Consider the following 11,173-nt stretch of genomic DNA (forward strand, 5'->3'; position numbering starts at 1 on the left):
ACTCCTCCCGGCCCGGCGGCACGTGCAGGCGCGACGCGCGGCCCGGGGACCGGCCCCGTCTTCGAGGCCGCGGACGCCGGTCACAGATAGTGCCGCTGGTCCCGCCGGAACCGCGTGTACTCCTCGTGCAGCGGGGACGTCTCCGCCACCGGCACGTCCCACCACGCGCTGGTCTCCGGCGACGGCCCCGGCACCGTCTCGACGTACACGACCGTGGTGGCACGCGCCTCCCGCGCCTTGAGCAGCGCCGCCCGCAGGGAGTTGGCGTCGGTGGCCCGCAGCACGTCGGCCCCCAGGCTGGCGGCGTTGGCCGCGAGGTCCACCGGCACGAACCCGCCGTCCAGGTGCCCGGACGGGCCCCGCGTGCGGTACGCCGTGCCGAGCCGCCGCGCCCCCACCGCCTCCGACAACCCGCCGATGGACGCGAACCCCCGGTTGTCCACGATCACCACGACCAGCTTGACGCCCTCCTGGACGGCCGTCGCGAGCTCCTGGGCCATCATGAGGTACGACCCGTCGCCCACCAGCACGAACACCTCACGATCCGGCGCGGCCAGCTTCACCCCGAGGCCGCCCGCGATCTCGTACCCCATGCACGAGTAGCCGTACTCCACGTGGTAGCTCTTCGGCCCGGCCGCCCGCCACAGCTTGTGCAGCTCCCCGGGCATGGACCCCGCGGCGTTCACCACCACGCCGTCGGCGCCCGCGACGTCGTTGACCACCGACAACACCACCGGCTGGGTGAGCCGGTCCCCCTCGATGACCAGCGCGGCCCGCTCGCGCCACTCGCGGCTCAGCCGGGACGCGCGGGCCGTCCACGACGGGTCCGCCGTCCAGTCGCCGAGGTCGAGCAGCGCGAGCCCCTCCCGGGCGTCGCCCACCAGCATGACGCCCGCGTGCTTGGCCGCGTCGAACGCCGTGACGTTGAGGTTGACGAACCGCACGTCCCCGAACAGCGTGCGCGAGGCCGTCGTGAAGTCGGTGTACCGGGTGCCGACGCCGATGACCAGGTCGGCCTCCCGGGCGATCGCGTTGGCGGCGGCCGTGCCGGAGTGCCCGATGGCGCCGAGCGCGCACGGGTGGTCGTACGGCAGCACCCCCTTGCCCGCCTGGGTCTCCCCCACCGGGATGCCCCGCGTGCCGGCGAACGCGGCCAGCTCCTCCCACGCCTCGCTGTACACCACCCCGCCGCCCGCGACGATCAGCGGCCTCCGGGACGCCTTGACGGTCTCGACGGCCCGCTCCACCGCCGCCGCGTCGGGCACCGGCCGCGCCACGTGCCACACGCGCCGGTCGAACAGCTCGGCGGGCCAGTCGTACGCCTCGGCCTGCACGTCCTGCGGCAGGGCGAGGGTGACGGCGCCGGTCTCGGCCGGGTCGGTGAGCACCCGCATGGCCGCCATCAGCGCGGACGGCAACTGCTCGGGCCGGTGCACCCGGTCGAAGAACCGCGACACCGGCCGCAGGCAGTCGTTGACGGTGACGTCATAGGACCGGGGGTCCTCCAGCTCCTGCAGGACGGTGCCAGAACGCCGGGTGGCGAAGACGTCCCCCGGCAGCAGCAGCACCGGGATGCGGTTCACGGTGGCGAGCGCCGCCCCGGTGACCATGTTGGTCGCGCCGGGCCCGATCGAGGTGGTGCACGCGAAGGTGGACAGCCGGTCGCGGGTACGGGCGTACCCGACGGCGGTGTGCACCATGGCCTGCTCGTTGCGCGCCAGGTAGTACGGCAGCGGGTCGCGCAGCCCGCCGCCCTGCTCGGCGAGCGCCTGCCCGACACCGGCGACGTTGCCGTGCCCGAAGATGCCGAGGCACCCCGCGACGAGCCGCTGCTCCACGCCGTCGCGCTCGCTCCACTGCGCGGCGAGGAACCGCACCAGCGCCTGCGCCACGGTCAGCCGTACCGTCGTCATGCCCGCTCCTCCTCCGGCTCGGGCGCCGCGGTCATCGGCACCCGGGGGTCGACCGGTTGGCCCGCCCAGCTCGACCTGATCCACGCGTGCCGGGGGTCGTCGCAGAAGGCCATGGTCCGCTGCGCGGCCGGCCCGGCGAGCACGTTCAAGTAGTACAGGTCGTAGCCGGGCGCCGCCATGGACGGCCCGTGGTAGCCGTGCGGCACGAGCACCACGTCGCCGCAGCCCACCTCGGCGAGCACGTCGATGGGCCGGCCGGGCGCGCCGTACACCCGCTGGTACCCGGGGCCGCCCTCGAAGTAGTAGATCTCCTCGAGCACGGCCTCGTGCTTGGAGAGGGTGTCGTGTTTGTGCGGCGGGTACGACGACCAGTTGCCGCCGGGCGTGAGCACCTCGACGGCGACCAGCTTGTCGCAGTCGAACGCGTCGGGCGCGCAGAAGTTGTTGACCTGCCGGCTCGACTGCCCGGCCCCCCGCACCTCCACCGGCACCGCGGCGGCGGCGCCGTACCGCACGTCGAGCCGCCGGGTGGCGACCGCGGACGGCAGGGCGAAGCGGCCGTGGCCGGTGACGCGGGCGGTGGCGCCGATCGGCAGGTACGCGAAGTCGGTGACGGCGTCGAACACCGATCTGCGGCCGCTCAGCTCCAGCCGCACCCCGTCGCACTCGACGGCGCACGACCCGGCGAGCGGCAGGACGAGCATCTCCTCGTCCCCGGTGGCGAACTCGACGGTCTCACCGGACAGCGTGAGGGCGCGCAGCCCGGCGTACGTCCACCCGGCGAGCTTCGGGGTGACGGCCAGCGCCCAGGGTGTCACGGCGGTGGTTCCCGCGGGGATGTACGTCATCAGGTGACCTCCAACAGCCCGGCGGCGGTGTCCACGGCCGCGGCCACGTCATCGTCAGGAGGGTAGAGCAGCGCCCGGCCGACCACGAGCCCCCGCACGCCGGGCAGCCGCAGCGCCTTGCCCCACGCGGTGTACACCTCGTCGGGGGACACCGCGGGGTCGCCGCCGAGCAGCAGGGTGGGCAGCGTGGTGGCCTCCATCACCCGCTCCATCTGCTCGATCACCGGGATCTTCAGCCAGGTGTGCGCGGACGTCGCGCCGAGGCCCTGCCCCACGTGGATGGCGTGGATCATGCCCTCGGCGGACAGGTCGTGGCGTACGCCGGTCTCGTCCCGGTCCGACCAGAACGGTTCCACCATGGCGACCAGCCCCTCGCGGGCCAGCCCCGTGACGGCCCGCGCGCAGGACTCCAGGGTGGCGGCGGTCTCCGGGGAGCGCAGGCCGATGCGGCAGAGCATCTTGCCGCCGTCCAGGCGCATGCGGACGATCGACTCGGTGTCGTAGGCGGTGAACCGGTCGTCGAACTCGAACGCGGCGCCGTGCACCCCGCCCCGGTTCATTGAGCCGATCACGATCTTGTCGTGCAGGTCGCCGAGCAGCAGCAGGTCCTCCACGATGTCGGGCGTGGCGAGCAGGCCGTCCACCCCGGGGCGGGCCAGCGCGGTGCGCAGCCGGTCCAGCAGGTCGATGCGGCTGGCCATGGCGAGCGGCCGGCCCCGCACGGCGAGCGCGCCCCGTGCGGGGTGGTCGGCCGCGATGATCAGAAGCTGGTTCCGCCGGTCCAGCAGGGGACGGCGGCGGCGGGCCTCGGCCGCCTCGGCGATCTTGCCGGGGTGGCGGGCACGGTACTCGGACAGCAGCCTGCGGTCCTGGTCACGCATGGGCGTCTCCCGGCGGCACCGCGCCTGCCACGTCGCGCGGGGGCGTCCCGGACACCACCGCACGGACCTCCGCGGCCGTGGGCATCGCGGGCGCGCAGGCCAGCCGGCCGGCGACGATGGCGCCCGCCGCGTTGGCGAACCGCAGCATCTCGCCCAGCTCCCGCCCGGCCAGCAGCCCGTCGCACAGCGCGCCGCCGAACGCGTCGCCCGCGCCGAGGCCGTTCACGACCTCCACCGGCACCGGCGGCACCTCCACGGTGCGCGCCGCGGTCATGCCGAGCACGCCGCCGGAGCCGCGCTTGACCACGGCGAGCTCCACACCGAGGTCCAGCAGCGCCTTGCCCGCCTCGTACGGGTCGCGGGCGCCGGTGGCGACCTCGCACTCCTCCAGGTTCCCCACGGCCACGGTGACGTGCGCCAGCGCCGCGCGCACGTGCTCGCGGGCCTCGGCGGCGGACGCCCAGAACATCGGCCGGTAGTCGAGGTCGAGGACGGTGAGCGGTGCGCGCCCGCGGGCCCGCCACGCGGCGAAGTGGGCCGCGCGGGACGGCTCCTGCGACAGCCCGGTGACCGTCGCCCAGAACAGGCCGGCCTCCCTGACGGCCGCCAGATCGAGCTCCTCGGGGTGGATCACCAGGTCGGGGGCCTTGGGGTAGCGGTAGAAGAACAGCGGGAAGTCCTCCGGCGGGCGGATCTCGCAGAACGTCACCGGTGTGGGCAGGCCCGGCACCTCGGTCACGAACCGGTCGTCCACGCCGTATTCCCGCAGCGCGTCGTGGACGAAGAGGCCGAACGGGTCGGCGCCGGTGCGGGTGACCACGGCGGCGGAACGGCCGAGACGGGCGGCGGCGACCGCGACGTTGGTGGGACTGCCGCCGAGGTACTTGCCGAACGTCTCCACCTCGCGCAGCGAGACGCCGACCTGCAGCGGGTAGATGTCCACGCCCACCCGTCCGATCGTGAGCACCTCGGTCATGCGACGCCGGCCAGGTAGGCGAGGCTCTGGCGCACCGACGTCACCGGGCCGGACCCGCCGGGCGGCTCCGCGTCGAGCACGACGTCCTGCTCCATGACGTACCAGCCGTCGTACCCGGCCGCGCCGAGCCCGCTCACGATGCCGGGGACGTCCACGTCGCCCCGGCCGAGCGGGCGGTAGATGCCCGCGCGGACGGCCTCGGTGTAGGTCAGCTTTCCCGCGCGGACCCGCTCGGCGAGCGTGGCGTCCACGTCTTTGAGGTGAACGTGTGCCACCCTTGCTGCTGCCCTGGACACCAGGTCGAGCGGGTCGGTGCCCCCGATGAGTAGGTGACCGGTGTCCAGGCAAAGCGGCATGTCCGAGCCGTCCAGCACGCGGTCCACCTCGTCGTGTGTCTCGACCATGGTGCCGACGTGCGGGTGCAGCGTCACCGCGCACCCGGCCCGTGCCGCGGCCTCGCGCACCTTGCCGAGGTTGCCCAGCAGCGTGGCCCAGCCGGAGGCGGAAAGGACGGGGCGCTCGTCGTAGCCGTCGGTGCCGGTGGCCGCGGCGAGCACCACCATGCCGACGCCGCCCTCGGTGAACGACCGCAGCACGGCCTCGAACCGGGGCACCGGGTCGCGCGCCGGGTCGTGCAGGACGAGCGGGACGAACCCGCCGACGCCCCGCAGGCCGTAGGTCTGCAGGAGCTTTCCGCGTTCCCCGGGGTCCGCGGGGAGGAAACCGTCCGGGCCGAGCTCGGTGGCGGAAAGGCCCAGGGAGCGCATCTCGGCGAGCACACGGTCCCGGCCGAGCTGGTGGCCCCATCCGGGCACCTCGCTCACGCCCCACGAGATCGGCGCCGCCGCCACGCGGGCGGTCATGCGGTCACCTCCGCGACCCGCACCGGCCGTCCCTCGCGGCGGGACAGCTCGGCGGCCTCGGCGATCAGCAGGGCGGCCAGGGCGTCCTGCACGGTGCACGGGCTCGGGCCGCCCTCGGCCGCGAGACGCAGGAAGGCGTCGATCTCGGCGATGTACGCGGCCTCGAAGCGGGAGCCGAAGTCGGGCCAGGGCGCCTGCGCCGGGAAGGCCGCGCCGGGCTCGGCCGAGGTGAGCGGCACGCGGTCCTCCAGGCCCGCCACCAGAGTGCGCCGGGAGCCCGCCAGCTCCATGCGCACGTCGTAGCCGGCGCCGTTGTAGCGGGAGCCCTGGAGGGTCACCAGGGTGCCGTCGTCCAGGGTGAGCAGGGCCGCGCTGTTGTCCACGTCCCCGGCGTCGGAGAAGAAAGCCTCGCCCCGGTTGCTCCCGGTCGCGTACACGGTGTCCACCTCGCGGCCGGTCACCCAGCGCAGGATGTCGAAGTCGTGGATGTGGCAGTCGCGGAAGATGCCGCCCGACAGCGCGATGTACGTCGCCGCGGGCGGATGGGGATCGGCGGTGAGCATGTGCACACGGTGCAGGTCGCCGAGGTCACCGGCGCGCAGGGCGCGGCGGGCGGCGGCGTACCCGGCGTCGAAGCGGCGCTGGAAACCGATGTGCGCGGGGGTGCCGTGCCGTTCGACGGCCTCGGCGACCCGCCTGGTCTCCTCGACGCCGAGCGCCACTGGCTTCTCGCAGAACACCGGCACGCCCGCGGCGCAGGCCCGCAGGATCAGCTCGGCGTGGGTGACGGTCGGCGTGGCCACCACGACGGCCTCGGTGTCGAACGCGTCGCCCACCTTGGCGCCGACGCGGGCCGCGACCTCCACGGCCAGCGCCTCGTCGGCGTCCGCGAGCACCAGCTCGCTCACCCGGGGGTGAGCCGCCAGTGTCGCCGCGTGGAACGCGCCGATCCTGCCGAGACCCAACAGACCCACACGCATGCCGCCTCCGCCCTCGATCAGCTCATCGCACCCGTCCCAGTTCTAAGTACAGGAACGACAGGAGTCAAGAATTTGTCCTGACATGTGGATAAACCCGGGAGCGGACGGTCTCACCACCAGCGGGCGTGGCCCGGGGCGGCGTGCTTCTCGTCGTGGGTGCCGATCGGTCGCATGTCGTCCCCCGCGAGGTCCTGGCCGGTCCATTCGTGGTGCTCACCCTCGCGGTACGGCGCCTCCACGGCCTTGGCCTCGCCGCCGGTCACCTCACGGCGGCGCGGTCGTGAGTCCGGCTTGACCGGCCACTGCACGGGGTCGCTGCGGATGCCCCGCAGCACGATGGTCACCAGGGCGACGCCCAGGGCGGAGCCGACGACCAGCACGCCGAACACGACGAGGACGATGTATCCCGCATCCATGACTCCCCTCCCGTATCTGTTGGAGTTATGCGTGTTTTTAAGTCCTTCGTCTGATTCGCTACCCCGGGACACCCAGGTCATCCCATCCTTTCGCCAAGGCCGCGCCGCCCCGAGGCGGGAGAAGGGGCGCGGACGCCGTAATCTGCACATCGACGGCGAGCCGCCGAGACGAACAGGAGCACCGCCGATGGCCGAGTTCGACTACACCGACCTGCTGCCGCTGGGCCCTGACGAGACGGAGTACCGTCTGGTCACGGCAGAGGGAGTGCGGACGGTCGAGGCGGCCGGACGGGTGTTCCTGGAGGTCCAGCCGGAGGCGCTGCGGCTGCTGACCAAGACCGCGGTCCACGACATCTCCCACTACCTGCGGTCGAGCCACCTCGCCCAGTTGCGGCGCATCATCGACGACCCCGAGGCCAGCGGCAACGACCGGTTCGTCGCGCTCGACCTGCTCAAGAACGCGAGCATCTCCGCCGGCGGTGTGCTGCCCATGTGCCAGGACACCGGCACGGCGATCGTGATGGGCAAGCGGGGACGGCACGTGCTCACCGACGGCGCGGACGCCGAGCACATCGCGCGGGGCGTGTACGACGCGTACACCGAGCTGAACCTGCGGTACTCGCAGATGGCGCCGCTGACCATGTGGGACGAACGGAACACCGGGACCAACCTGCCCGCGCAGATCGAGCTGTACGCCGAGGACCCGCACGGGCACCCCGAGGAGTACAAGCTGCTGTTCATGGCCAAGGGCGGTGGCAGCGCCAACAAGTCGTTCCTGTACCAGGAGACCAAGGCGGTGCTCAACGAGAAGCGCATGCTGGCCTTCCTGGAGGAGAAGATCCGCTCGCTCGGCACGGCGGCCTGCCCGCCGTACCACCTCGCGGTGGTCGTGGGCGGCACCAGCGCCGAGTACGCGCTGAAGACCGCCAAGTACGCCTCGGCGCGCTACCTCGACTCGATCCCCACGCAGGGCTCGCCGGCCGGGCACGGCTTCCGCGACCTGGAGATGGAGAAGAAGGTCTTCGAGCTGACGCAGCGGCTCGGCATCGGGGCGCAGTTCGGCGGCAAGTACTTCTGCCACGACGTGCGGGTGATCCGCCTGCCGCGGCACGGGGCGTCCTGCCCGGTGGCGATCGCGGTGTCGTGCAGCGCGGACCGGCAGGCACTCGCCAAGATCACGCCGGAGGGGGTGTTCCTGGAGAAGCTGGAGACCGACCCCGCCCGCTTCCTGCCGGACACCACCGACGAGCACCTCTCCGAGGACGTCGTGTCCATCGACCTGAACCGGCCGATGCCGGAGATCCTCGCGGAGTTGTCCCGGCACCCGGTGAAGACGCGGCTGTCGCTCAACGGGCCGCTGGTGGTGGCGCGCGACATCGCGCACGCCAAGATCGCGGAGCGGCTGGACGCGGGCGAGGAGATGCCCGCGTACCTGAAGGACCACGCGGTGTACTACGCCGGGCCCGCCAAGACGCCGGCCGGGTACGCCTCGGGGTCGTTCGGGCCGACCACCGCCGGGCGCATGGACTCGTACGTCGAGCGCTTCCAGGCCGCGGGCGGCTCGCTGGTCATGCTGGCCAAGGGCAACCGGTCCACGCAGGTCACCGACGCCTGCCGGGCCCACGGCGGCTTCTACCTGGGCTCCATCGGCGGCCCCGCGGCGCGGCTCGCCCAGGACTGCATCCGCAAGGTCGAAGTGCTGGAGTACCCCGAGCTCGGCATGGAGGCCGTGTGGAAGATCGAGGTGGAGGACTTCCCGGCGTTCATCGTGGTGGACGACAAGGGGAACGACTTCTTCCAGGACACGACCGGGCCGGTGCTCACCATCGGTCGCAGAACCTGACTGATCCTGACAGAGGATCTCAACAGAGATTCGGCATGGCCTCTACAGGCGACGATAAACAAATCGGTAAGCTGCCACCCATGCGCGCCCCGTCCGGATACGAGCTAGCCTCGCGATATCGGCTCCTTGAGCCGATCGGCCGTGGCGGCATGGGCACCGTTTGGCGTGCCCACGACGGGTTGCTCGGCCGCGACGTGGCTGTCAAGGAAGTCAGACTGCCGCTCGTGCTCGACGAGGAGCTGCGCGCCGAGTTGTGCGCGCGGACGGAGCGTGAGGGGCGGGCCACCGCGATGGTCGCCCACCCGTCGGTCATCACGCTCTTCGACGTCATCACCGAGGACGACCGGCCCTGGATCGTCATGGAGCTGCTGCACGCCCAGTCCCTGGAGGAACTGGTGCGGCAGGAGGGGCCGCTGCCGCCGCGCCGCGTGGCCGAGATCGGCCACCAGGTGCTCGGGGCGCTGCGCGCCGTCCACGCCAAGGGCATCCTGCACCGCGACGTGAAGCCCAGCAACGTGCTGGTCACCGAGGACCGCGCGGTGCTCACCGACTTCGGCCTCGCCGCCCTGGAGGGCGACACGTCGATCACCCAGGCGGGCATCGTGCTCGGCTCGGCCGGGTACATCGCCCCCGAGCGGGTGCTCGGCGACCGCGCCAGCCCGGCCGCCGACCTGTGGTCCCTCGGCGCCACCCTGTACACCGCCGTCGAGGGCCGCGGCCTGCACGGGCGCCGCACCGCCGCCGCGGCGCTGGCCGCGCTGACCAGCGGCGAGCCCATCCCCATGAACCTGGCCGGCCCGCTCGCGCCGGTGCTCCGCGGCCTGCTCCAGATCGACCCCGCGGCCCGGCTGGAGGAGGGCCGGGCCTCGCTGATGCTCGCCCGCGTCGCCGCCGGCGGCTCCGCCGAGGAGCCTCTCGGCGGGCCCGCCCACCGCGCGTCCCGGCCCGCGATGAACGGCGCCGCGGTGGGAGCCGCCGCACGTCCCTCCACCGGCGGGGTGTTCCCGACCCTGCGCACCCCCTCCGGCGGGCCCTCGGCTCCCCGCCGTACGTCCCACAGGGGCCAGCACCGGGCCGACCGTGCGGTCTACGTCCCGCCGCCCGGCAAGGGCACCCCCATCCCCCGTGGCCAGCGCCGCTCCATCGAAGGCGTCCACCGCAAGCCGCCCGACCCGTCCGCCCGGCGCCGCGTCCCCGAGCCTCCGACGTTCCTGGACCGGTTGATCCGGGCGGTGCGCGGGTTCGTGTCGGGGTTCCGGCGGGCGGACCCGCGCGGCTGAGCCGTTCCTTTCGAGAGTTCGCCACGCCGGTCGAGTGTGGTAAGTGCGGCGAAAGCATTTATCAAGCTGGAATCGCTATCTTCTTACTCATGCCGGAACAGCAGCCGCGGGTCCTCGCCAACAGGTACGAACTGGTGAGCCCGCTCGGGCGAGGCACCATGGGGACGGTGTGGCGTGCGCACGACCGCCTGCTGGACCGGGACGTGGCGGTCAAGGAGATCCGGCAGGACACGGGGCTGAACAAGGACCAGCGCGCCGAGCTGCGGGAACGCATGATCCGGGAGGGGCGGTCGGCGGCGAAGATCAGCCATCCCTCGGTGGCCACCGTGCACGACACCATCGTGGTGGACGGGCGGCCGTGGATCATCATGGAGCTCGTCGAGGCGCGGTCCCTGGAACAGGTCATCGAGGAGGAGGGGCCGCTGCCGCCACGGCTGGTCGCGGAGATCGGGCTGGACCTGCTCGGGGCGCTGGGGGCGGCGCACGAGCAGGGGATCCTGCATCGTGACGTCAAGCCCGGGAACGTCCTGCTGACGGAGACCGGGCGGGTCGTGCTCACCGACTTCGGGATCGCCAAGTCCGAAGGGGACCCGAACATCACCAAGACCGGCATGGTGATCGGCTCACCCGGCTACACCGCGCCGGAACGTGCCAGGGGCGACCACACCGGGCCCGAGTCCGACATGTGGTCCCTGGGCGCCACCCTGTACTTCGCCGTGGAGGGACGGCCCGCGTACGAGCGCCGCACGGTCTCCGAGACGCTGGCCGCGCTGATGACCGAGGAGGCCGAGCCCGCGAGGCAGGCCGGGCCGCTGCGTCCCGTCCTGGAAGCCCTGCTGGACAAGGACTACACCAAGCGTCTGACGGCCGCCGAGGCCACCACGGTGCTCCGCACCATCGCCCGCACCCCGGCCCGTCCCGGCGCCGCCGCACCCCCGCCCAACGGCGACCGCCCCGCGCCCGCGAAGCCGGACACTAACGGCGCCGGCACCCCCACCCCGCCGGTCACCCGTCCCCCCGCGCCCCCTTCACCCGACGAGACGACGGACATCGACCCGAACCAGACGATCACCGTCATCCGCCCCAAGGGGGGCCTGCGCATCCCCGCCCCACCCGTGGACGACGACGACCAGCCCACCATGATCGGCCTCCCCCCGATCACCTCGGCTCCCC

Annotated in this window: 10 protein-coding genes; 3 read left to right on the forward strand and 7 right to left on the reverse strand. The window is 73.0% G+C overall.

All coding sequences use genetic code 11. The features are described 5' to 3' along the window. Positions 1–80 precede the first annotated feature (80 nt). The 7 genes from iolD to ABGB17_RS37070 all read right to left on the reverse strand — a co-directional run bounded on the left by iolD (position 81) and on the right by ABGB17_RS37070 (position 6,877). The gene (iolD, locus tag ABGB17_RS37040) at positions 81–1,913 is read right to left on the reverse strand and encodes a 3D-(3,5/4)-trihydroxycyclohexane-1,2-dione acylhydrolase (decyclizing) (protein WP_347638711.1); all 1,833 of its coding nucleotides are present in this window, start codon (positions 1,911–1,913) and stop codon (positions 81–83) included. Beyond that, positions 1,910–2,761 carry a 5-deoxy-glucuronate isomerase gene (iolB, locus tag ABGB17_RS37045; RefSeq protein WP_347638713.1) on the reverse strand — a complete coding sequence of 284 codons (852 nt, stop codon included), beginning with the start codon at positions 2,759–2,761 and terminating at the stop codon, positions 1,910–1,912. The genes iolD and iolB overlap by 4 nt, the downstream gene beginning before the upstream one ends. Further along, a complete protein-coding gene (locus tag ABGB17_RS37050) occupies positions 2,761–3,642 on the reverse strand; it encodes a deoxyribose-phosphate aldolase (protein ID WP_347638715.1) in 882 nt (293 codons plus the stop codon). The genes iolB and ABGB17_RS37050 overlap by 1 nt, the downstream gene beginning before the upstream one ends. Then, the gene (iolC, locus tag ABGB17_RS37055; protein ID WP_347638716.1) at positions 3,635–4,618 is read right to left on the reverse strand and encodes a 5-dehydro-2-deoxygluconokinase; all 984 of its coding nucleotides are present in this window, start codon (positions 4,616–4,618) and stop codon (positions 3,635–3,637) included. The genes ABGB17_RS37050 and iolC overlap by 8 nt, the downstream gene beginning before the upstream one ends. Beyond that, positions 4,615–5,481, reverse strand: a complete 867-nt coding sequence (locus ABGB17_RS37060; protein ID WP_347638718.1) for a TIM barrel protein — start codon at positions 5,479–5,481, stop codon at positions 4,615–4,617. Before ABGB17_RS37060 ends, iolC begins: the two co-directional genes overlap by 4 nt. Then, positions 5,478–6,461 (reverse strand): Gfo/Idh/MocA family oxidoreductase, encoded by a 984-nt coding sequence (locus ABGB17_RS37065; protein ID WP_347638720.1) that lies wholly within the window; start codon positions 6,459–6,461, stop codon positions 5,478–5,480. The genes ABGB17_RS37060 and ABGB17_RS37065 overlap by 4 nt, the downstream gene beginning before the upstream one ends. A gap of 110 nt (positions 6,462–6,571) precedes the next feature. Beyond that, positions 6,572–6,877 carry a hypothetical protein gene (locus tag ABGB17_RS37070; RefSeq protein WP_347638722.1) on the reverse strand — a complete coding sequence of 102 codons (306 nt, stop codon included), beginning with the start codon at positions 6,875–6,877 and terminating at the stop codon, positions 6,572–6,574. Positions 6,878–7,064: 187 nt separating this feature from the next. Between ABGB17_RS37070 and ABGB17_RS37075 the strand changes: the two genes are divergently transcribed. The 3 genes from ABGB17_RS37075 to ABGB17_RS37085 all read left to right on the forward strand — a co-directional run. Beyond that, on the forward strand, positions 7,065–8,720 hold the full coding sequence (locus tag ABGB17_RS37075) for a fumarate hydratase (protein ID WP_347638724.1): 1,656 nt from the start codon (positions 7,065–7,067) through the stop codon (positions 8,718–8,720). Between the two features lie 80 nt (positions 8,721–8,800). Then, on the forward strand, positions 8,801–10,000 hold the full coding sequence (locus tag ABGB17_RS37080; protein WP_347638726.1) for a serine/threonine-protein kinase: 1,200 nt from the start codon (positions 8,801–8,803) through the stop codon (positions 9,998–10,000). Between the two features lie 89 nt (positions 10,001–10,089). Then, the coding region (locus ABGB17_RS37085) for a serine/threonine-protein kinase (RefSeq protein WP_347638728.1) at positions 10,090–11,173 on the forward strand (1,084 nt) is incomplete at its 3' end.

It is taken from the genome of Sphaerisporangium sp. B11E5, from assembly GCF_039871875.1.
In the GTDB taxonomy this organism is placed as follows: Bacteria; Actinomycetota; Actinomycetes; order Streptosporangiales; family Streptosporangiaceae; genus Sphaerisporangium.